This is a genomic window from Vibrio mimicus CAIM 602, from assembly GCF_000338875.1.
In the GTDB taxonomy this organism is placed as follows: Bacteria; Pseudomonadota; Gammaproteobacteria; order Enterobacterales; family Vibrionaceae; genus Vibrio; species Vibrio mimicus.
In genome coordinates, this window is record NZ_AOMO01000021.1 from 37,362 (window position 1) to 59,471 (window position 22,110).

The window sequence follows — 22,110 nt, forward strand, 5'->3', positions numbered from 1 at the left end:
GATTTTTTCTATTAAATTCATCGTTATTTTCCATTAAGTAAAAATCTTGTTTGCCAGTATATTTTTGTTGGGCAGAAAAGAGCTTTTGAATTACCCATTCTCCGCTTTGTGAGCAAGAATGGTCGGTCGCATTGGAGAGCAACCATGCAGATGTCAAAAAGCTTCTTATTAATATCAATGGGGTTAGTCGCGGTTTCAGTACAGGCACAAACTCTAACGAGAGACAATGGTGCGTCAGTCGGCGACAACCAGAATTCGATGACTGCAGGTGAAAATGGCAGCGTTTTGTTGCAAGACGTTCATCTGATTCAAAAATTACAACGTTTTGCTAGAGAGCGAATCCCTGAGCGTGTTGTGCACCCAAGAGGTACTGGTGCACACGGTGAATTTGTCGCGTCTGGCGATTTTAGTGATTTAACCCTATCTGCACCTTTTACCAGCAAAGGTAAAGTAACGCCGGTGTTTGTTCGCTTTTCTACTGTAGTTCACTCAAAAGGCTCACCAGAGACGCTGCGTGATCCACGAGGTTTTGCAACCAAATTTTACACCGAGCAGGGTAACTGGGACTTGGTGGGTAATAACCTGCCTGTGTTCTTTATTCGTGATTCAATCAAGTTTCCGGATATGGTTCATTCACTGAAGCCATCACCAATTAGCAATATTCAAGATCCGAATCGCTATTTTGATTTCTTCAGCAATGAACCTGGTTCAACTCATATGCTGACATGGGTATATACCAACTTAGGTACGCCAGCCAGCTACCGTACCATGGATGGTTTTGGTGTTCACGCTTACAAATGGATCAATAAAAAAGGCGACGTTAACTATGTGAAATTCCACTGGAAGAGTCAGCAAGGTATCGAAAGCTTACGCCCTGATGAAGTGGCCAAAGTACAAGGGCAAGACTTTAACCATTTGACCAATGATTTGTATGCGCAAATTAACGCAGGCAATCATCCGAAATGGGATCTTTACGTGAAGGTGTTGACTCCAGAACAACTGAGCAAACTGGATTACAACGGTTTAGATGCAACCAAAGTTTGGTTGGATGTACCTGAGAAGAAAGTCGGCACCATGACTCTTAATCGAGTGCCAGATAACTTCTTCTTGGAAACAGAACAATCGGCATTTGCGCCATCTAACCTGATTCCAGGTATTGAGCCATCGGAAGATCGTCTATTGCAAGGCCGTTTATTTGCGTACGCCGATACTCAACTGTATCGCTTAGGGGCCAACCTGTTCCAACTGCCGATTAACCGTCCGTTGGCAGAGGTGAACAGCCATAACCAAGACGGAGCTAGCAACAACGCTCAGACAAGCTCTGATATTAATTACGAACCAAGCCGCCAGCTTGATCTTAAGGAAGCGCCTGAGTTCAAAGCGGTGGAAACCAAACTCGTTGGTACAGTGCAGCAGAAAGCGATCAGCAATCCGCGTAATTTCTATCAAGCCGGTGTGCTATATCGCAGCTTAAGTGAGCAGGACAAACAAGACCTCATCACGAATTTGGCTGGTGACCTGAATAAAGTGAATGATGAAGTGATCAAAGCCACTATGGTCAGCCATTTCTACCGTGCAGATAAAGATTACGGTACCCGCTTAGCCAATGCGACCAACACAGACATGAAACAGGTTATGAAAAAAGCAACGATGTAACCAATAAAGTTTTGCCCCACAAGAGATAAGTCTGCTCTTTTCTGCCCGAAAAACAGGGCTCTTGTGGGGCATTCATTGGTTATAAAAGGAGATGGAAAATGAAGTGGCTTCGGCAATTTATCTTGATGGGGTTGTTGATTTTACCTTTCGGAACCAGCTTTGCTGCCAGTGAAGAAGTGGATTCAACACAAGAATATCAATCACTGATTACCCTTTTTTTTGCCGCAGCCAGAACGGGCAATAACGAAGTTGTGAGTGAGTTCCTTTCTGCTGGTTTCCCCATTAATCAAAGAAATTCTGAGAGTTATACCGCACTGATGGTTGCTGCTTACCAAGGTAACGCAGAGACGGTTGATCTACTGCTTAATTCAGGTGCTAATGCTTGTTTGCAAGATAAACGTGGCAATACTGCCTTGATGGGCGCTTTATTGAAGAGAGAAATTCAAATAGCAAGAGCCTTATACCAAGCGGAATGCACAGATGACATTCGCAATAAGGCAGGACTTTCAGTGAAAGAATTTGCAGAGTTGTACGGTCAATCTGAAACGTTAAGAACGCTGCATCAAGAAAAATTGGCAGCGCAATCTCATACAGAATCGCAATCTGTCAACTAAGCTTGTTGGATTGCGTTGATCACCAATCATAAATAAGGATATCGATAATGAATAAATACACGTTGTTTGCTGTCGCCGCTTTACTTTCTCAACCTGTTCTTGCGCAAGAAATAACGGTGGCTATGACCGATTTAAACTCAGGTCAATCTGTAGGTACAGTGACATTAACGGATAGTGACTATGGCACGGTGTTTACACCGCAACTGATGGGTTTACCAGCAGGCACCCACGGTTTTCATGTGCATGCGAATGCCTCGTGTGAAACCAGTATGAAAGATGGAAAAACAGTATTGGGCGGTGCAGCCGGTGGGCATTATGACCCGCAGAATACAGGTAAACATGGTCACCCATGGACTAACGACAATCACTTAGGTGATTTACCTGCACTCTATGTTGATGCTCAGGGTCAAGCAAACCAACCTGTACTGGCACCTCGATTCAAAATGGCGGATGTAAAAGGCCGTGCGCTGATGATCCATGCGGGTGGAGATAATCACTCAGATCACCCAATGGCGCTCGGTGGTGGTGGTGCACGCATCGTTTGCGGTGTGATCCAATAATCAACCTAAGCTAAGTCTCCGGTGATTCTGGCTATCAGAACAAGATGGCCAGAATTTTGTTTTATGTAATGGCAGATCGTCAGATTTAAACCTTGATTCTGCCTTGACGTAGAGCCCATGATCCGTCATAAACGCTAACTCAAACTCCCTTCTAGTTTTAAGAGAACGCGATGACGATTCCAGCTTCAATCCCAACCAAAATTACTTTCTTTGAATTTCTGACTCCGCTGGTGGCTTCTGGCGCAAAGACCATTACTATTCGTGATAAATCCGAGAGTCATTATGTTCCGGGAACTCGCGTGGAAGTGTTTACTTTAGAAACCGATCGTAAAGTCTGTGATATCGAGATTGTCTCTGTTGAGCCATTAAAATTTCATGATATCAATGAGTTCCACGCCGAGCAGGAAGCCATTGAGTTGCCAAAACTCAAATCGTTGATCAAAGAGATTTACCCGAATACCGATGAGCTGTTTGTGATCACTTATCAGCTAGTGAATATGTTGTAGCACAAAATAATGGTGAAAGAGTTATGTCGGAGAAACACCAAGGCTTAAAAGCGGTCGCAATTTTAGAATCTACCAAAGGGCTTGTGTCTCTTTTTGTAGGCTTAGGGCTACACCATTTCGCAGGTGATAGTTTGCAACAGCTACTGCAAGATTTGTTGCTGCATTTGCATTTAAACCCGGCTAGCTATTGGCCTGAAAAAGTCATGCATGAAGCTGGGCTAATTGCTCATTTCAATCTGAATTGGGTCGCGGCAGGCGCACTGGCTTACGGCATGATTCGTTTGATTGAGGCTTATGGCCTCTGGCATAACTTATTGTGGACAGAATGGTTTGCTTTGCTCAGTGGCGCCATTTATTTACCATTTGAAATCTATGAGCTATTTGCCCACCCGGGGCTATTGAGTATTTCGGCTTTACTGATCAACGTAATCATAGTGTTCTACATGTATCGCATTGTTCGAACCAAAGAAAAACAGAGATAAGATGCAAAGGATAGGGCGCTCAGCTATGCTAGCGCCGCCGTCGTTTCGGTACGGTATCTGGATAGGACTGAATAAAGAAATGAATCCGATTGTGGTCAGTGTCGGGCTGCTGATTTGCAGCAATGTATTTATGACTTTCGCTTGGTACGCGCATCTTAAAGAGCTGAATAACAAACCTTGGATTATTGCCGCCTTGGTTAGCTGGGGGATTGCCCTGTTCGAATACCTTCTGCAAGTTCCTGCGAACCGAATTGGTTACACCGCTCTCAATGTTGGGCAACTGAAAATTTTACAAGAGGTGATCACCTTAATGGTGTTCGCTCCTTTTTCGGTATTCTATTTACGTGAACCTTTGAAACTCGATTATCTATGGGCTGGACTTTGTCTGGTGGGGGCTGTCTATTTTGCTTTTCGCAGCAAGTTTGCCTAACGATCTTGAGCCGCTAGCTATATTGTTTTCTTGATCGTTTCTGTCGCAGTACCCAAAGAATAAATCGATAGATGGGTTTGCCAAGCCTCCCGAGCTTTGAATGTGGAGCTTGGCTATAAGCCATTAGAGCCATGCCGATCATCGCAACAGAAAAATGCACGTACCACGGTGAATTGGAATCAATCCAGTGTCGTGATTCGTAACCGGAACAGTCATCTCGTAAACCTAATAGGTAAAGGATGATTTGGATAAAAAAAATCAATCCTCCCCATAAGAAGGGATGCTTCTTTCTAATTATCTTCAAGAATTTTTCCATCACGATTCAGTTACCGACAAAAGACCAAAAGCCGATGACTCGGCTTTTGGGATATTACAGAAATACAATGTTATTGATTCACTCTTTCCACAGGGTTTCGAGTGATAGCTCATGAGATGCGAAAGGTTTAATGAGCAATGCCACCTTGGGTGAGCTTTTTCGGGTCAAGCAGAGTCTCGAGCGTTGCGCGGTCAATATCGGTTTCCTCTACGGCAACATCCAAAATTGCTCGACCTTGTTGGTACGCTTTTTTGGCAATTTCTGCGGCTTTGAGATATCCAATCACCGGATTCAGAGCTGTCACCAAAATTGGGTTTTTCGCGAGTGCCTTTTCAAGGTTGTCATGTCGTACTTTAAAAGTCTCGATTGCTTGATCAGCAAGAGCAGTGCTGGCGTTGGTCAGGAGTTCAATTGACTCCAGAAGATTGTGTGCAATCACAGGTAACATCACATTGAGTTGGAAGTTACCTGATTGCCCAGCCACAGTAATGGTTGTGTCGTTGCCGATAACTTGGGCAGCTACCATGGTGACAGCTTCAGGAATCACAGGGTTGACCTTACCGGGCATGATGGATGAACCAGGTTGTAGACCTTGCAGCTCAATTTCACCCAATCCAGCCAGCGGGCCAGAATTCATCCAGCGCAGATCGTTGGCTATTTTCATCATGGCAACGGCGGCTGTTTTCAGTTGGCCAGAGAGTGCAACAATGCAATCTTGGCTGCTGAGGTTATAGAAAAAGTTGTCACTGGGTTGGAAGGTAATTTGGCTAAGTTGGCTGAGATTATCAGCAAAAATGCGGGCAAAGCGTGGGTCGGCATTAATCCCTGTACCCACAGCAGTTCCCCCTTGCGCCAACGCTTTAACTGGGGAAAGCGCGTGATCTATGCCTTGCATCGCATGATCAATTTGGCTTTTCCAGCCCCCCAGCTCTTGGGCGAAAGTGACAGGCATGGCATCCATCAAATGGGTGCGTCCTGTTTTCACCACATCTGCCAGCTCCGACTGCTTCGCAGCCAGTGCTTGGCTTAAATGAGCGAGTGCCGGAATCAGCTTCTGCTCTATACCGATTGCGGCGCTAACTTGAATCGCAGTTGGGATCACATCATTACTGCTTTGTCCCATGTTGACATGATCATTCGGGCTTACGCTGTAGCCCAACTCTTGTGAGGCAAGGGTAGCAATCACCTCATTCGCATTCATATTGGAGCTGGTTCCAGAGCCTGTTTGAAACACATCGATGGGGAATTGGTCGCCATGCTCTCCGTCAATCACAGCTTGCGCGGCATTGCTAATGGCCTGAGCAATATCACCTTCTAAGAGTCCTAACTGTGCATTGCTGATTGCGGCTGCTTGCTTGATATAAGCTAGAGCAACAATAAACGTGCTTGGCATGGTGTATTGGCTGAGAGAAAAGTTATCTACAGCACGTTGAGTTTGCGCTTGATAGAGCGCATCAGCAGGGACTTTCACTTCACCCATGCTGTCTTTTTCGATTCGATACTTGAGAGTCATAACAGATCCTTTGGTTAATCAAGTGGAGCTTGAATTTGTTGTAATTTTTGTTTGAGTCGCTGCAGTTGCCGTTCTCCATTCTCGACTTGTTGATAGCACTTATTCAGCTCCATCAGCAGGATATAAATCGAATCAAGACAGACTCGGCGAAATACACGACTGCGTGTAGGGTCTTGAATAGCATCTAAAAAATGGAAGTAGATTTGGCGTAAAAATAGTTCACACAGTAAGAAGTTTTGCTCCTTTGCCCCCTCATAGTGATGAGAGGCAATAAGGCGTGCACAGTGAATGTAGTCATAAATCACATCAGGCTCAAAGCCACTCTCGATCTCATGCACCAGAAATCTATCCTGCGCCTTAAAGAACGCATTGTATAACCATGTTCTATTTTCCATACCACCCCCTCCCAACTTTCAAATGATAATTATTATCACTAATTTGTCGAATGCAACTGACTTTTGCTTTTTGAAGATAAAAAGAGACAAAAAGCATGGCTTGTTTTATGGCGATAGAGTTGAAAAACATTTTATTTCAATACATTAGACCGTTTATTTCAGAGGTAAATAACGAAATAACTATCAAAGTGATAGTTATTTCTGAATAGCTCATGCCAACTTGCCTGCTTAGTATCTGCCGTAAATATCAAATTTAAAGATCTGATTTAGCCGCGGTGAAACGGTAGTTACACAGTTTTTGTGGTTGAATCATAAATGACAATCATTATCATCTTGGTGGTTTGTTGCAAACGAGAGAATCGAACTATGGCAGATCAAGAACGGGGTGTTGCAGCCTTTTCACTGCACACAACAGAGTGGCAGGGTGTGACGATGACGGATAGCGCGGCGAAGCGAATTATACAGCTCAGCCTTGATGGCAAAGTCATTCAACTGAACGTGAAAGCATCAGGGTGTACCGGATATGCCTATGTTCTTGATCAACATGAAGCACCCACTGCTGATGCACTCTGTTTTGAACACCTAGGTGCACAGCTCTATGTTCCGTTATCAGCAATGCCATTTTTAGACGGAACCGAGGTGGATTATGTGCGTCAGGGCTTAAATCAAATTTTTATTTACCACAATCCTAAAGCCAAAGCCCTGTGTGGGTGCGGCGAAAGTTTCGGTGTTTAGTGTATGTCAGCAGTAGAAATTCAGCCTGATATTCAGGCCGCCATGGGCAACAAATACAAAGCAGGATTTTTCACTCAGCTGGAAAATGACACTTTGCAACAAGGCATCAATGAGCAGGTTGTGCGTGCCATTTCTGCCAAACGTAATGAGCCAGAGTGGATGTTGGAGTTCCGACTCGAGGCCTACCGTATCTGGCAGCAGATGGAAGAACCACATTGGTTGAAGGCGGATTATCCTTCTCTCGATTACCAAAGTTACAGTTACTATTCCGCGCCAGCCTGTGCCAAATGTGGTGACGATTCGGACTTCTGTGATGGTAGTACGCCATTTTTAACCCAAGAAGTTGAGCATGCTTTTGAACAACTCGGTGTGCCAGTACGCGAAGGTGCAGAAGTTGCGGTCGATGCAATTTTTGATTCCGTATCGGTGAGCACAACCTATCGTGAAGAGTTGAAACAGCATGGGATTATTTTCTGCTCATTTAGTGAAGCGATCCGCGATTATCAGGATTTAGTGCGCCGTTATTTGGGAAGCGTTGTTCCACCAAAAGACAACTTTTTTGCAGCACTGAATGCGGCAGTGGCTTCCGATGGATCCTTTGTTTACATCCCGCCCGGCGTGCATTGCCCACGTGAACTGTCCACTTATTTTCGAATCAATCAGGCTAAAACAGGGCAGTTTGAACGCACAATTTTAATTGCGGACGAAGGCGCTTTCGTCAGCTATATCGAAGGTTGTTCCGCCCCTGTGCGTGATAGCTATCAACTGCATGCCGCTGTGGTGGAAGTGATCGTTCATAAAAATGCGCAAGTGAAATATTCCACTGTGCAGAATTGGTTCTCCGGTGCTGAAGGCTCTCAAGGTGGCATTCTCAACTTCGTAACCAAACGTGCTCTGTGTGAGGGTGAAAATAGCAAGATGTCATGGACACAATCGGAGACTGGGTCAGCGATCACTTGGAAATACCCGAGCGTGATTTTGCTTGGCGACAACTCGGTTGGTGAGTTCTATTCCGTGGCTCTGACCAATGGTGAGCAGCGTGCTGATACGGGAACAAAGATGATCCATATCGGTAAAAACACCCGCTCGACCATTATCTCGAAAGGCATTTCAGCCGGACGCAGTGAAAACAGCTACCGCGGTTTAGTGAAAATTTTACCTAGTGCCAGTGGTGCCAGAAACTTTACACAGTGTGATTCCATGTTAATTGGCGCGGAATGTGGCGCACATACTTTCCCGTATGTCGAGGTGAGAAACCCGACGGCTCAAGTGGAACATGAAGCCACAACATCACGCATCGGTGAAGATCAGCTGTTTTACTGTTTGCAACGCGGTATCTCAGAAGAAGATGCCATCTCAATGATTGTTAATGGTTTTTGCAAAGAAGTTTTCTCCGAGTTGCCGCTTGAGTTTGCCGTTGAGGCACAAAAGCTGCTCTCCATCAGTCTCGAACACAGTGTGGGTTAAACCTATGTTAGACATTCAAAATTTACAGGCCAGTGTAGAGGGTTCTCCCATCTTAAAAGGCATCAATTTGGTCGTTCGCCCCGGTGAGGTGCACGCCATCATGGGTCCTAATGGCTCAGGGAAGAGCACCCTTGCCTCGACCATCGCAGGAAAAGAGGCCTATGAAGTGACCGGCGGTAGCATCTTGCTGAATGGCCAAGACCTGACCGAGCTTGAACCTGAAGAGCGTGCTGGGGAAGGGGTGTTTTTGGCATTCCAATATCCGGTGGAAATTCCGGGTGTCAGCAATCGGCTGTTTTTACAAACTGCACTCAATGGCATTCGCCAGTACCGAGGTTTGCCAGAGTTGGATCGCTTTGAGTTTGAAGATCACCTAGAACAGAAAGCTCAACTGCTCAAGATGCCGTTGGATTTACTGAATCGTTCTGTGAACGAAGGATTTTCTGGTGGTGAGAAAAAACGTAACGACATGGTGCAAATGGCCGTGCTGGAACCTCAGTTGTGCATTCTCGATGAAACGGATTCAGGGCTTGATATTGATGCGCTCAAAGCTGTTTCTGAAGGTGTGAATGCACTGCGCGATGGTAAGCGAGCTTTTATTGTTGTTACCCACTATCAGCGGATCTTGGATTACATCAAACCTGACTTTGTGCATGTGCTGTATCAAGGCCGGATTGTGAAATCGGGAGATCACACTTTAGCGAAGCGTTTAGAGGATGAAGGTTATGGTTGGATTAACGCACAAGAGTAGCCAACAAACGCTCAAACAATTGGAGAAACTGCGTGGTGATGCGCAGTGGCAGCAGCAAAGCTGGGCACAATTACAAGAGATTGGCCTACCCAAAGAGCGTGATGAAGGGTGGAAATACACATCGCTCAACGAATTCGCGCTATTGAGTTTTCAGGCTGCTGATAAACAGCCACTGACACCAGAAACCTTAGCTTGGTTAAGCCAATTTGAGGGCTATCGGTTAGTGTTTAGCAATGGTGCTTGGCTGAGTGAATGGTCTGATGTGATTCCCGGCGTCACCATTACTCCTATTGAGCTGTGGAATGAACAGCAGTTAAAACAAGTGAATCAGTCGGTGCAGGGTGAAGCATTTGCATTACTTACCGATGCGACTGCGAATGCAGGGATTCATCTAGCAGTCAGCCGCGAATTTGTTACCGACAAGCCTATTTATCTGCTGCATGTTCAAACGGCAAATCGTGGTGTGTTGTGCAGTTATCGACACCACCTAGAGTTGGCGCGTTTAGCGCAGTGCCAACTCTACGAACACTACTTCTCGCTTGATGAAAGTCACGGTGTCACTTGCTCTCGTGTGTCTGCCAATGTTGCTGAAGGCGCGCAATTGGAGCATGCCAAAGTGATCGAAGAAGGCTCGCAGCAACACCATTTTGCGCACAACGATCTGCGATTAATCCGAGATAGTCAGGCGCAAAGTCACAGCTTTTTATTAAGCGGACAATTGATTCGCCAACAAACCAGTACGTTGCTTGCCGGAACCGGGGCAGAAGTTCAAATGCACAGTTTGTCATTGCCTGAAGCAAATACGACCAGCGATAGCCGTACTTTTTTACGGCATCAAGCCGCTCACTGTCGCAGCTATCAATCCCACAAAGTGATAGCAAAAGAAGAAAGCAACGCCGTGTTTCATGGCCTGATTCTGGTTGATAAAGGCGCGTTAAAAACTGATGGTCAAATGGACAATCACAACTTGCTTTTGGGTAATCACTCACAGGTTAACAGCCAGCCGCAGTTGGAGATCTATGCCGACGATGTGAAATGTAGCCACGGTGCGACGACAGGACAAATCGACCCTGAACAGCTGTTTTATTTGCAAGCGCGTGGCATTGAACGTGCGAAAGCACTGCATATGTTGACTTACGCTTTTGCAGGTGAGCGGATTGCAGCGGTGAGCGACTCTAAATTACGTGATTATTTGGCGCAGCGTGTGTCGAGTAAACTGGAGGCGTAATGAGTGATTTAACTGTCGTGCAAGCCAACAGTACTGAAGGAACCTCACCATGGCGTGATGATTTCCCAACACTTGGTGTTCAATTGGGTGGTGTACCGTTGGTTTATTTGGATTCGGCAGCCACAGCGCAAACGCCACAAGTCGTCATTGAGCGTATGCAGCACTTTTACCAAAGTGAATACGCCAGCGTTCATCGTGGTATTCATCAATTGAGCAGCACTGCAACAGACAACATGGAAGCGGTGCGGGACAAAGTGCAGCACTTTATTGGTGCCGCAAAGCGTGAAGAAATTGTGTTCACTAAGGGAGCGACAGAGGCGATCAATCTAGTCGCGAACAGCTTCTTACGTCCGATTTTGCAACAAACCACAACGCCAGTTGAAATTGTCATTTCAGAATTAGAGCACCACGCCAACATTGTTCCTTGGCAACTGCTTGCTGAACAGTATCCGCTGACCATTAAAATCTGGCCGGTTAACCCGCAAGGCCAGCTTGATCTTGCGATGTTGGAACCACTCTTGACTGAACACTCTCGGCTGATTGCGTTAGCGCATGTTTCTAACGTGTTGGGTCTGCGCACACCAATTGAAGAGGTGATAGCACTCGCCAAATCGCGGGGCATTCCGGTACTCATTGATGGTGCACAAGCCGTGATGCATGAGCCGATCAATGTCGAAGAATTGGGCTGTGACTTTTATGTGTTTTCGGCTCACAAGCTTTATGGTCCAACTGGGGTCGGGGTTTTGTATGCTCAACATCAGCGCCTTGAAGCTATGTCTCCATGGCAGGGTGGTGGGGCCATGATTGACCAAGTGAGCTTGCCCAATGGGACAACATATCTAGGTGCGCCATGGAAATTTGAACCGGGAACACCCAACATCGCGGGTATTCTCGGAATGGGATCTGCACTCGATTATTTGCAATTAATCGGTATCGATAACATTGCCGATCATGAAGCGAAGTTGATGGGTTACGCCCTGAAAGCGTTAAAGACGGTTCCGAATCTTCGACTTTTTGGCTCAGGTTTTACTAGGCATGGGGTGATTGCATTCAATCTAGGCCAGCATCACGCTTATGACGTTGGAAGTTTGCTGGATCGTTATGGTATTGCGATCCGCACTGGGCATCACTGTGCGCAACCGTTGCTGGTGGCATTGGGAGAAAGCTCAGTTTGCCGAGCTTCAATTGGTATGTACAGCAACCAAGCGGACATAGATGCCTTAGTAAAAGGTTTAACTCGAATCGCCACTTTATTGGACTGAACGCATGACTCCTGAACAGTTAGTTAAAAATTTTCAGCGCTGTATGGATTGGGAACAGCGTTATCTCTACCTCATTGAATTGGGTCGGAAAATGCCCCAGTTACCGCAGGAGTGCCGTACGGATGAGCTGCAAGTGCGTGGTTGCCAAAGCCAAGTCTGGATCGAGCAAGTAAGAGATGAACAAGGGCTCTTCCATTTCCGTGCCGATAGCGATGCAGCGATTGTCAAAGGACTCTTGGCGTTGGTGATCTTGGTTTATCAAGGACGTTCAGCGAGCGACATTCTTACCTTTGATATGAACGCTTGGTTGACTCAACTAGAGCTACAACAGCATTTAACTCCGACTCGTGTTCAAGGGTTAGCGGCGATGATCAGCCGTATTCAAATAACGGCTTCGCAAGCCAGAACTAATCCACTGATTTTCAATATGTTGTATTTTTCATTTGTGATCTTCACTACATATAGTGAAATATCGCTTTTCATTTCTAACTATTAGTTGATAATAATTATCAAACGCAATTTATTCTCAACTGAGGAGTAAGAATGAAAATTACTGTCTATTCCAAGCCGAACTGCATGCAGTGTGTCGCTACCCAAAAAGCGTTAACTGCAAAAGGGATCGCTTTCGATGTGGTTTCACTGAACGATAATCAGCAAGCGATGGATAGAGTCACTGCACTTGGATATCGCCAGGTTCCTGTGGTTGTAGCAGGAGAGGATCACTGGAGTGGCTTTCGTCCCGATCGCATAGGCCAGTTATGAGTTTATTGGTCTATTACTCCAGCGCTTCTGGCAATACTCAGCGCTTTATTACCAAGCTTGGCTTGCCAGCTTTGCGTATTCCCATCGGTGTTGAACAACCACTACCTGAAATCACAGAACCTTTCGTATTGGTTTGTCCCACTTATGCTGATGGTCATGGCCGAGGCGCTGTACCGCAAGAAGTGATTCGGTTACTCAAGCACCCACTGGCACGCCAGAACATTAAAGGCGTGATTGGTTCTGGCAACCGTAACTTTGGCCACTTGTTCGCCTGTTCTGGAAAAATTGTGGCACGTAACTGCCAAGTGCCATTGCTCTATCAATTTGAATTAGCCGGCACGGACAAAGAGCTGCGAGAAGTCTCTGGGCGGTTACAACAATTTTGGGCTGCACACTGTTCGTAGAACAAGGTGCGTCCGTTAATGAGTTTCATCAATCATGGGTTACATTCGATGACCACAGTTTCACACCATTCCCGTAAAGATCTCGATTTTCATGCGCTGAATGCCATGCTCAATATTTTAGATCGTGAAGGGCAGATCCAATTCGATGCAGATAAACGCGCTGTGCGGCAATATTTCCTGCAGCATGTGAATCAAAACACCGTGTTTTTCCATCATCTGGATGAAAAGCTCGATTACTTGCTTGAGCAAGGCTACTACGATGCTCAAGTGTTTGCGCCTTATTCGCGAGAGTTCTTACATCACATCTGGCAGAGTGCCTTTACGCAAAAGTTTCGTTTTCCCTCGTTTTTAGGGGCTTACAAGTTTTTCACCGCTTACGCACTCAAAACCCGTGATGGCAAACGCTATTTAGAGCGATTTGAAGACAGGGTAGTAATGACGGCATTAACCTTGGCAAGAGGAGATGAAGCCTTTGCCATGCAATTAATGCGAGAAATATTAAGTGGACGTTTCCAGCCTGCCACGCCAACTTTCATTAATGCAGGCAAAAAGAGCCGAGGCGAGCTGATTTCCTGCTTCTTACTGCGCATTGAAGACAACATGGAGAGCATCGGCCGAGCAATCAACTCTTCGCTGCAACTCTCTCGACGCGGCGGCGGCGTAGCGCTGCTGCTCAGTAATTTGCGTGAATATGGCGCGCCGATTAAAGAGATTGAAAACCAATCTTCAGGCGTTATTCCCGTGATGAAACTGCTTGAAGACAGCTTCTCTTACGCCAACCAATTGGGCGCGAGGCAAGGTGCTGGGGCGGTTTACCTGCATGCCCATCATCCTGATATTCTGCGTTTTCTGGATACGAAACGCGAAAATGCGGATGAGAAAATCCGCATTAAAACCCTTAGCTTAGGGGTGATAGTACCGGACATTACCTTTGAACTCGCCAAGAAAAACAAAGAGATGTATCTGTTTTCACCCTATGACGTTGAACGCGTTTACGGTGTACCGTTTGCCGATATCAGCGTGAACGAAAAATATGATGAAATGGTGGAAAACGCTGAAATCCGCAAAACCAAGATCAACGCTCGCGAGCTATTTCAAACGATTGCTGAAATTCAGTTTGAATCAGGTTATCCGTACCTGATGTTTGAAGATACCGTCAATCGCGCAAACCCGATTGCAGGGCGGATCACCATGTCCAACTTGTGTTCCGAAATCTTACAGGTCAGTGAAGCTAGCCAGTTTAACGATGATCTCAGTTACCAGCATTTAGGTACGGACATCTCATGTAACCTAGGCTCATTAAACATCGCCAAAACGATGGATGGGCAAGCGCTCGGGCAAAGTGTGGAAATCGCGGTACGTGCATTAACGGCTGTATCAGAGATGAGTCAAATTGATAGTGTGCCTTCGGTGCGTAAAGGGAACGATCAGAGCCACGCCATCGGTTTAGGGCAAATGAATTTGCACGGCTTCCTTGCCCGGGAAGGCATTTATTACGGTAGTGAGGAAGGCGTTGATTTCACCAACTGTTATTTTGCTGCGATAGCTTTCCACTGTCTGCGTGCGTCTAACCAGATAGCGAGAGAAAAACAGCAAACCTTCCATGATTTTGAGCGCTCACGCTATGCTAGCGGCGAATACTTCACCTCCTATCTGCAAGAAAGTTTTGCGCCGAAAACTCCTGTGGTCAAAGCTCTGTTTGAACGATTCGCGGTGGAATTACCCACTCAAGAAGATTGGCAACAGCTCAAAGAAGCGGTGATGCGTGATGGCTTGTACAACCGCAATCTACAAGCGGTTCCGCCAACGGGCAGTATCAGTTACATCAACTATTCCACATCGTCGATCCATCCCATTACTGCCAAAATTGAGATTCGGAAAGAAGGGCAAGTTGGACGCGTTTATTACCCCGCGCCTTATATGACCAACGACAACCTCAATTACTATCAAGATGCGTATGAGATTGGCCCATACAAGATTATTGATACCTATGCCGCAGCCACTCGCCATGTGGATCAAGGTTTGTCACTAACGCTCTTTTTCCCAGCCAGTGCGACGACTCGTGATATCAACAAAGCGCAGATTTACGCTTGGAAAAAGGGGATTAAAACCCTCTATTACGTTCGATTACGCCAAACCGCTTTGCAAGGAACACAGATGGATGCCTGTGTTTCCTGCACACTTTAGGAGTTGATTATGTTGGCAGAAAAAAAACAGCCTGCGCGTGCCATTAACTGGAATCGCTTGCAGGATGAGAAAGATCTGGAAATTTGGAACCGACTGACCGTTAACTTCTGGCTGCCAGAAAAAGTGCCGTTATCCAATGATCTATCAACATGGGGACTGCTCACTGAACAAGAGCAAACTCTCACTATCCGTGTGTTTACCGGGCTAACTCTGCTCGACACGATTCAAAACAGTGTTGGTGCGCCAGCGTTAATGGTGGATGCTGTTACCCAACATGAAGAAGCGGTATTGACCAATATTGCATTCATGGAGGCCGTGCATGCGCGCAGTTACTCTTCCGTGTTTTCGACTTTGTGTACCACTAAACAAATTGATGAGGCGTTCCGTTGGTCAGAAGAAAATCCGCATTTGCAGCGTAAAGCACAGCTGATTTTGCATGAATACCAAGCGGGTGAATGTCCGCTGAAAAAGAAAATTGCCAGCGTATTTTTGGAAAGCTTCCTGTTTTATTCCGGCTTTTATTTACCAATGCATTGGTCAAGCCGCGCAAAACTGACCAATACTGCGGATTTGATCCGGCTGATCATCCGTGATGAAGCGGTACACGGTTACTACATTGGCTATAAATTCCAGTTGGCTTATCGGCAGTTGGATGAAGCGCAGCAAGCGCAGATCAAAGATTATGCCTTCTCGCTGTTATTTGATTTGTATGAAGCCGAAGCCAGTTACACCGAGTTTTTATATGACCCAGTTGGGTTAACGGAAGAGGTGAAACATTTTCTGCACTATAACGCGAATAAAGCCCTGATGAATTTAGGGTTTGAGCCTTTATTCCCCGAAGAAGTGTGTGAAGTGAATCCAGCAATCTTGGCGGCGTTGTCGCCGAACGCAGACGAAAACCACGATTTCTTCTCAGGTTCTGGTTCGTCTTACGTGATTGGACAGGCAGTAGCAACACAAGATGAAGACTGGGATTTCTAATCCGCTGAATTTTTGATTTGAACCGAAAGATGAACGGCGCGATGAGCGCCGTTTTTTATGCAAAAACGTTAACTTGTGGCTTCATCACTCACCACTTGCCCATCCCGAATGGTAACAATTCGCTTCGTTCGCTGTGCCAGTTCATTATCATGGGTAACGACGATGATGGTGCGACCTTCACGGTGCAGTTCATTAAAAAGCGCTTCGATTTCAGCGCCGGATTTTGAATCCAACGCGCCCGTTGGTTCATCAGCCAATAGAATTTGTGGTTGATTGATCAGCGCGCGAGCAATGGCAACACGCTGTTTTTGGCCTCCGGAAAGCTGATTTGGTCTGTGATCGAGCCGATCTGCCAATCCCACACGAGTGAGTAGCTCAGTGGCTCGTTTACGGCGCTCTTTCGCTTTAACGCCCGCATAAACCAGTGGTAGGGCAACGTTATCCAATGCGCTGGCGTATTCCAGCAAATTAAAGCTTTGGAAGACAAAACCAATCTTTTGGTTCCGAATCGCCGCCAACTGTTGTGTACTAAGGCTGTCTACGCCGTGCCCCTCTAAACGATAACTGCCCGCGGTCGGTTTATCCAAGCAGCCCAGCACGTTCATGAGAGTTGATTTTCCTGAACCTGAAGGGCCAAGAATGGCCAGAAATTCACCGTGGTGGATAGTGAGATCGACACCATCCAGTGCTTTCACCAAATTATGCCCGCTGGCGTAATGTTTGTAGATTTGTTGTAACTCCACTAACGGAGCGGGAGATAAAGAATTCATTATTCACTCTGTAATGCTTGTAACGGTGTCACTTTTGCGGCGTGATTGGCGGGTAGCCAAGCGGCAAGAATGCCCATAACGGTGAGGGTAGAAACGACAATCGCAATAACGCTCAGCGATAATTCAGGTACTGGCTGGCCTAGATGATCGTAAATGGGATTTCCTTGCAGCGGAATGGCTGCCAGTAGGCGAGTAATAGCGAAAGTCACCCCTAATCCCACCACGCCGCCTAAGCCCATAGTGATCAAAGACTGCACTAGGTAGTGCCAACGAATAGTATTGGGGGTTGCACCGACTGCCATGCGTACACCAATATCACGCGTTGCCCGCTTCACCGTAGCGAACATCACGTTAGTGATCCCCAAACTGGCTACGGCTAAGGTGATAAACCCAATAATGCCAAGGAAGCTTTGCAAGCGCAGGAGAAATTGCTGCATGCTTTTCTGGCTTAGGAAATGATCTTGCACCGAGATAATTTGCTTATCTTGCAAACTGGCACCGTATTTACGTTTTAACACTTGCTGTGCGGTTTCAGCCAAAATTTGGCGATCACTGCCCGCCACTGGTTCAATATTAATCCCGCTGATGGCTTGGTTAGGATGAAAACGTTGCCAAGTGCTGAAAGGGGTAAAACTGCTGTAATCGATAGGGGTACCTTGTTCAACATTGCCACTGTTTCTTGCCAATACGCCAATAACAGTAAACTTATGTGCGCCAATTTTGACTTGTTGCCCAACGGGGTTACTTTCCAGCTCACTTACGGTAAACCAATCGCTTTCTTGTTGATTGAAAAGCTGCACGGCTAGCTCATACCCCAGTACAACAACTTTACGTTGCAATTGATCATCCAGTGGGTTGAACCAACGCCCTTCAGGTAATAAACGCAGTTTGTTCATCGCTTGATAACCATGAGCAACGGCGTAGGGCAGCATCCATGAGCGTTTATCTTCAAAGGTGACTTGCTCCTGCCATTCAGCAGAAGGGAGAGCGCGTTTTACAGCAGGTAAAGTGGCCAAAACCTGACTATCTTGTTCAGTCAGTTTGAGCGTTTGCCCTTCATGGAAACTGCCATGAGTTAGCGTGGCGAAACCTCCGCTGATATGGATTAAATTGCCATTGCCATTTTGGATGGTGCGAACAATCCCACTACGGATTCCTTCACCCACCGCAAGCAAGCCGGCAATACACAAAGTAGACCAAGCGACGGCCAGAATAGTCAGGCTGAGTCTGAGTTTTTCGGCGGCCATTTCTTGCAGAATTTGTCTAATCGGCAACATGGCTTAACTCCGGCTACTCAAGGCAATAACGGGTTCTAAACGAGCGGCGCGTTGGGCTGGAAAATAAGCCGCGGCCAGAGCCAAAACACCTGTTACGGACATAGAAATCAGCACACTTGTACTGGTAATGACGGGTTCGCCGAGCCACATAGGCAAACCGAAATGTTTAAGCAACTCAACCGCCAAATAGGCGAACAGTAAACCTGCCAATGCACCCAGCACGACCAGCATTAAACCTTCGAGTAGAAATTGCTGTTTAATGCGTTGTGGTGTTGCGCCAATGGCTAAACGCACACCGATCTCTCGCGTACGTTCGGTGACAGCCAAAAACATCATGTTGGCAACTCCTAAAATCCCGACTGCCATGGTCATCATGCCGCTGGTAGCAAGAAAAGCCTGAATGCCACGCAAAATAGCGGTAATCACTTTAACGCCACCGCCCAAATCGGGTAGGTAAACGGCTTCCTGATCGGTTGGTGAAAAATGCAGACGTTTGGCAAAGGTTTGACGAAGTTGCTCGCGCAGCGCCCATCCCGAAATACCGTCAGCGGGAAGTATCCACATCATGCTTGGCTGTTGATCCCAGATATCTCGATAAGTGACCGCAGGAATAAACACTTTCTCACTATCACCAAATGAAATTCGGTTACTTTCATCATCCATAATACCGATCACTTGGAAGCGGATGCCGCGAATTTTGAGCCAATCACCAATGTTGAGCTGGCTAGTCGCTGCGACTTGATTGCCCAGAATCGCCACTCGGCGGTGGTTTTTACTGTCATAAACGGTGAAGTCTCGTGAGCCAGAAGTAAGCTTCAATCCGGCGAGAGAGAAATACCCTGGGTCAACCCCGTTGACTGTGCTGCCTATTGGTGTGCCGTGTAGTTGAGTAATCGCCGCTTCATGCTGATCATATACAACCGAATAGCGTTGAATTTCAGGGCGTTGAGCGACTTCTCGCATGAGTGTTTCAGTCAATTGAATGGTGCGGCGAGCGGGCATTCCTTGCCAAGTTTTGCTCGTTTGCCCAGAAGCGACCAACTGGGTTTCCTGAAGCAGAAAGCGAAACGACTCGGTTTGAGCCCGATAGAAGCCTTCACCAAGTGCCATTAATATGACGACAGAGACAACACCCCAACAAATGGCGATGATCGCTAATGTACTTTTGAGTCGATGCGCGAGAAGGGTTTGCAAGGATTGCTGCAGCAAAATGCTCATTGCTGAAACGCTCCGGAAAGTTGTGCGATGGCGTTATCGTTCAGTTGTCCGGTTAATTTCAACAACATGATGCGCTGACGCCAATAGGCATACCAACGACTGGCCAAACTGTGTTTAGCTCGAAAAAGGCTGTTGTGTGCATCAATCAAATCAGAGGCTTCAGATAAGCCAGCATCAAACAGTTTTTGTTTGCTGCGCAGTACTTGCTCGCGATGGGTTACTTGCTGGTTCGCCATCGCGATTTGCTGCCATTCAATATCCACTTGCTGGATTTGCTGACGCAGAGTTTGATCCAGTTCGATCTCGACTTTACGTTGCTGTTGCTGAGCCATAAGCCAATTCAGGTGTGCTTTCTCAGTGTCAGTACGTGTCGCGCCATTCAGATCGATTGGAATGGAGAGGGTTAATCCTCCGTTGAATTCACCGGTTTGACGATCACCATCCTGATAACCCGCTGACGCGCGCAATGTTGGGTAATAACCACTTTGGCTCTGCTGCTTCGCAATTTGATTAATGGCGACTTTCTGAATGGCAATCAAGAGTTCCGGGCTGTGATCTTTCGCCGCGGTTAACCATTGTTCCAATTGATTATCGAAAGCCCAAGTAGGCGTTTGGCGATTGGTTGCCACTTCATTAACTTGTGGAGCAGAGGCATTAAGCAGCATAGCGAGAGTGCTGCGCTTAGATTCTAATTCAGCTTTGGCGTTTAAAATGGTCGATTCTTCATCCAATTGGTTGACGCGAAGTTCTTCAAGTTCCACCGACTTTATTTTTCCCGCCAGATAGCGCTGTTCGGCGATGCCTAATAATTGTGATCCATCGGCTCGTTTTTGTTGAGCAAGGGCCAAGTTGCCTTGCGCTTCGGCGAGATCAAAATACGCAGTAAGGAGTTGATGAGCTAATTGGTTATAAGTTTGATTGCGTTCGAGTTGAGCCAAAACCCAATCGGCATCGGCTCTGTCTAGCGCACTCCATTTTCGGCTATCCCACAGAGTTTGTTCTAACGAGGCTCCATAACTGTTCGAGCTGTTTTGGCTCTCAGACCAACTCACACCAGCACTACCAGATAACGAGGGGAGAAGTTCACTTTTGGCCAAACGCTGATCCTGCACACTCATTTGCACTGAAAGTTCGGCGATCTGTGCATCTGGCGATTGCTGCTTAGCTTGTTGCCAAGCTTGTTCAATCGTCATACCGAAAACAGTGTTAGGCAAGCAAATCGCGTTGAGTACCCAAACAGAAAGCCAGCGTTTATTCATTGTGACCTCCGAGCATGCTGTTATCCACCACGCTATCATCGGCACTGACACCATCAAGAATTTCGACTTGAATACCATCGGATAGACCCAGTTTAACCGGGTGAGCGGTATAGCCTTTTTCAGATTGATCCGCAATCAACACCATGGGTGTGTCGCCGTAAAACTGCAAAGCACGTTCAGGAAGGGTGAGCACATCTTCAGCACGCTGCAATGTAATTTGAGCACTGGCAGAAAAACCGGAGCGCAAAGTAATGTTATCTGGGATCTGTAATTGACCGATTTCTACTTCAAAACCGTTATCGAAGCTTTGGCCTTCTTTATTTTCCGGATTGTTTAAACGTTCAGACTGAATTGCCACTTTGGTCAATTGGCCTTCAATAGCTTGTTCTGGGTAGGGCGCAACAGTGATGATTGCTGGCATACCTGAAATGAGTTGTGCTGCATCGTGTTCACTGACACTACCTTTAAACACGATGTTTTTCATATCAGCCAACTGCATCATTTCGGTTGCCACTTGGCTTGATTCGGTCGAGATAATCGGTTCACCCACTTCCACTTTAATATTCAAAATGGTGCCACTGATGGGAGCGTAAAGGGTAGAAGAGAGTTTCGCTTGACCAATGGAGGCTTCACCGCTGCGGATCAATTCCAGATTTTGGCGTTTCTGCTGCACTTCCGCTTTTTTGGCTTTGACCTCTGCTTTAGCACGGACGTAGTCGTCGTAATTTTCTGGGATGATCTTCTGTTTAACTAAATGTTCAAGGTTGGCTAAACGTTGTAAATCAGATTCTAAATTGGCTTCGCTTTGCATTAACTCCGTTGAAGCATCGGTCAATGCTTGTGGAGTCGGGTTAGGGCGCACCTTGATTAAGGGTTGCCCTTGTTCAACCAATTGACCTTCACGCACATAGATTTCGCCGACAATGCCATTGATTTGCGATTTTATTGCAACCGCGTGTGAAGGCATGATTTGTCCCACCGCAACTGCTTGCTTTTCCACCGTACCGCGATTGACCGTGAGAGTGGGTAATGAAGGTGCGGATTCCTGCTGATATGAAAGAGTGTAATAGCCCCCAGCAAGCCCAATTCCGATCAAGGTTGCCAATATTGTCCAACGTTTTGTCATAAAAATACTCATTTACCACATCAATCAATTACAGACTGGGGTGAGACTTGTGATGATAAGGAAAGTTCAAAAAAACAATGTTTTTTAACATGGTTAATCCATTCATGCCATTGATCCTCGTCTATGGAATGCTTTAAACATTGAATGGGATAAAGATGAAGTGGAAGAAAAAGTATTCGGCTCAATACAAAAAGCTCTGCCATTGGATGAC

The 22,110-nt window shown here is 46.4% G+C and carries 23 protein-coding genes; 16 read left to right on the forward strand and 7 right to left on the reverse strand.

What is annotated here, in order from left to right:
- Positions 1-144: 144 nt before the first annotated feature.
- The 6 genes from katE1 to D908_RS15480 all read left to right on the forward strand — a co-directional run bounded on the left by katE1 (position 145) and on the right by D908_RS15480 (position 4,248).
- Positions 145-1,656 carry a catalase KatE1 gene (katE1, locus tag D908_RS15505; RefSeq protein WP_005522872.1) on the forward strand — a complete coding sequence of 504 codons (1,512 nt, stop codon included), beginning with the start codon at positions 145-147 and terminating at the stop codon, positions 1,654-1,656.
- 98 nt (positions 1,657-1,754) lie between these two features.
- Entirely contained in the window at positions 1,755-2,270 is a 516-nt protein-coding gene (locus D908_RS15500; protein WP_005522874.1) for an ankyrin repeat domain-containing protein, read from the forward strand.
- Between the two features lie 47 nt (positions 2,271-2,317).
- Positions 2,318-2,830, forward strand: a complete 513-nt coding sequence (sodC, locus tag D908_RS15495; protein ID WP_001046475.1) for a superoxide dismutase family protein — start codon at positions 2,318-2,320, stop codon at positions 2,828-2,830.
- A gap of 170 nt (positions 2,831-3,000) precedes the next feature.
- Positions 3,001-3,336, forward strand: a complete 336-nt coding sequence (yqfB, locus tag D908_RS15490; RefSeq protein WP_005522875.1) for a N(4)-acetylcytidine aminohydrolase — start codon at positions 3,001-3,003, stop codon at positions 3,334-3,336.
- Between the two features lie 23 nt (positions 3,337-3,359).
- Complete coding sequence (locus D908_RS15485; RefSeq protein WP_001290737.1) at positions 3,360-3,818, forward strand: DUF2127 domain-containing protein; 459 nt, start codon at positions 3,360-3,362, stop codon at positions 3,816-3,818.
- A 79-nt stretch (positions 3,819-3,897) separates the two neighbouring features.
- Positions 3,898-4,248 carry a DMT family protein gene (locus D908_RS15480; RefSeq protein ID WP_005522881.1) on the forward strand — a complete coding sequence of 117 codons (351 nt, stop codon included), beginning with the start codon at positions 3,898-3,900 and terminating at the stop codon, positions 4,246-4,248.
- Between the two features lie 443 nt (positions 4,249-4,691).
- On the opposite strand, the gene D908_RS15475 is transcribed toward D908_RS15480, so the two are convergent.
- Both D908_RS15475 and D908_RS15470 read right to left on the reverse strand, forming a co-directional pair.
- The gene (locus D908_RS15475; protein ID WP_005522882.1) at positions 4,692-6,077 is read right to left on the reverse strand and encodes a class II fumarate hydratase; all 1,386 of its coding nucleotides are present in this window, start codon (positions 6,075-6,077) and stop codon (positions 4,692-4,694) included.
- Positions 6,078-6,091: 14 nt separating this feature from the next.
- Complete coding sequence (locus D908_RS15470) at positions 6,092-6,472, reverse strand: hypothetical protein (RefSeq protein WP_000431624.1); 381 nt, start codon at positions 6,470-6,472, stop codon at positions 6,092-6,094.
- A gap of 366 nt (positions 6,473-6,838) precedes the next feature.
- Here D908_RS15470 and D908_RS15465 point away from each other — a divergent pair, with 366 nt between their 5' ends.
- From D908_RS15465 to nrdF, 10 genes are read left to right on the forward strand one after another with little or no spacing between them, the layout of a single operon-like run.
- Positions 6,839-7,207, forward strand: coding sequence for an iron-sulfur cluster assembly accessory protein (locus D908_RS15465; RefSeq protein WP_000774946.1), 369 nt, complete (start codon positions 6,839-6,841; stop codon positions 7,205-7,207).
- 3 nt (positions 7,208-7,210) lie between these two features.
- Positions 7,211-8,674 carry a Fe-S cluster assembly protein SufB gene (gene sufB, locus D908_RS15460; protein ID WP_005522883.1) on the forward strand — a complete coding sequence of 488 codons (1,464 nt, stop codon included), beginning with the start codon at positions 7,211-7,213 and terminating at the stop codon, positions 8,672-8,674.
- A 4-nt stretch (positions 8,675-8,678) separates the two neighbouring features.
- Positions 8,679-9,425, forward strand: coding sequence for a Fe-S cluster assembly ATPase SufC (gene sufC, locus D908_RS15455; protein ID WP_000884314.1), 747 nt, complete (start codon positions 8,679-8,681; stop codon positions 9,423-9,425).
- Positions 9,400-10,653: a Fe-S cluster assembly protein SufD gene (sufD, locus tag D908_RS15450; RefSeq protein ID WP_005522884.1), complete on the forward strand. Its 1,254-nt coding sequence runs from the start codon at positions 9,400-9,402 to the stop codon at positions 10,651-10,653. The genes sufC and sufD overlap by 26 nt, the downstream gene beginning before the upstream one ends.
- The gene (locus D908_RS15445) at positions 10,653-11,915 is read left to right on the forward strand and encodes a SufS family cysteine desulfurase (protein ID WP_005522885.1); all 1,263 of its coding nucleotides are present in this window, start codon (positions 10,653-10,655) and stop codon (positions 11,913-11,915) included. Before sufD ends, D908_RS15445 begins: the two co-directional genes overlap by 1 nt.
- Positions 11,916-11,919: 4 nt before the next feature.
- Positions 11,920-12,411, forward strand: coding sequence for a cysteine desulfuration protein SufE (gene sufE, locus D908_RS0118955; RefSeq protein WP_005522886.1), 492 nt, complete (start codon positions 11,920-11,922; stop codon positions 12,409-12,411).
- A 47-nt stretch (positions 12,412-12,458) separates the two neighbouring features.
- On the forward strand, positions 12,459-12,677 hold the full coding sequence (gene nrdH / locus D908_RS15440; protein ID WP_000705933.1) for a glutaredoxin-like protein NrdH: 219 nt from the start codon (positions 12,459-12,461) through the stop codon (positions 12,675-12,677).
- Positions 12,674-13,081, forward strand: coding sequence for a class Ib ribonucleoside-diphosphate reductase assembly flavoprotein NrdI (gene nrdI, locus D908_RS15435; RefSeq protein WP_005522888.1), 408 nt, complete (start codon positions 12,674-12,676; stop codon positions 13,079-13,081). The genes nrdH and nrdI overlap by 4 nt, the downstream gene beginning before the upstream one ends.
- Before the next feature lie 18 nt (positions 13,082-13,099).
- Complete coding sequence (gene nrdE / locus D908_RS15430; RefSeq protein WP_082320886.1) at positions 13,100-15,268, forward strand: class 1b ribonucleoside-diphosphate reductase subunit alpha; 2,169 nt, start codon at positions 13,100-13,102, stop codon at positions 15,266-15,268.
- A 9-nt stretch (positions 15,269-15,277) separates the two neighbouring features.
- A complete protein-coding gene (nrdF, locus tag D908_RS15425) occupies positions 15,278-16,249 on the forward strand; it encodes a class 1b ribonucleoside-diphosphate reductase subunit beta (RefSeq protein WP_000879043.1) in 972 nt (323 codons plus the stop codon).
- Between the two features lie 68 nt (positions 16,250-16,317).
- Here nrdF and D908_RS15420 read toward each other — a convergent pair whose 3' ends face one another.
- From D908_RS15420 to D908_RS15400, 5 genes are read right to left on the reverse strand one after another with little or no spacing between them, the layout of a single operon-like run.
- Complete coding sequence (locus D908_RS15420; RefSeq protein WP_005522891.1) at positions 16,318-17,019, reverse strand: ABC transporter ATP-binding protein; 702 nt, start codon at positions 17,017-17,019, stop codon at positions 16,318-16,320.
- Positions 17,019-18,296, reverse strand: a complete 1,278-nt coding sequence (locus D908_RS15415; protein WP_005522897.1) for an ABC transporter permease — start codon at positions 18,294-18,296, stop codon at positions 17,019-17,021. Before D908_RS15415 ends, D908_RS15420 begins: the two co-directional genes overlap by 1 nt.
- A 3-nt stretch (positions 18,297-18,299) precedes the next feature.
- Positions 18,300-19,514: an ABC transporter permease gene (locus tag D908_RS15410; RefSeq protein ID WP_005522898.1), complete on the reverse strand. Its 1,215-nt coding sequence runs from the start codon at positions 19,512-19,514 to the stop codon at positions 18,300-18,302.
- Entirely contained in the window at positions 19,511-20,773 is a 1,263-nt protein-coding gene (locus D908_RS15405) for a TolC family protein (protein WP_005522899.1), read from the reverse strand. The genes D908_RS15410 and D908_RS15405 overlap by 4 nt, the downstream gene beginning before the upstream one ends.
- A complete protein-coding gene (locus tag D908_RS15400; protein ID WP_005522900.1) occupies positions 20,766-21,899 on the reverse strand; it encodes an efflux RND transporter periplasmic adaptor subunit in 1,134 nt (377 codons plus the stop codon). Before D908_RS15400 ends, D908_RS15405 begins: the two co-directional genes overlap by 8 nt.
- Positions 21,900-22,110 lie beyond the last annotated feature (211 nt).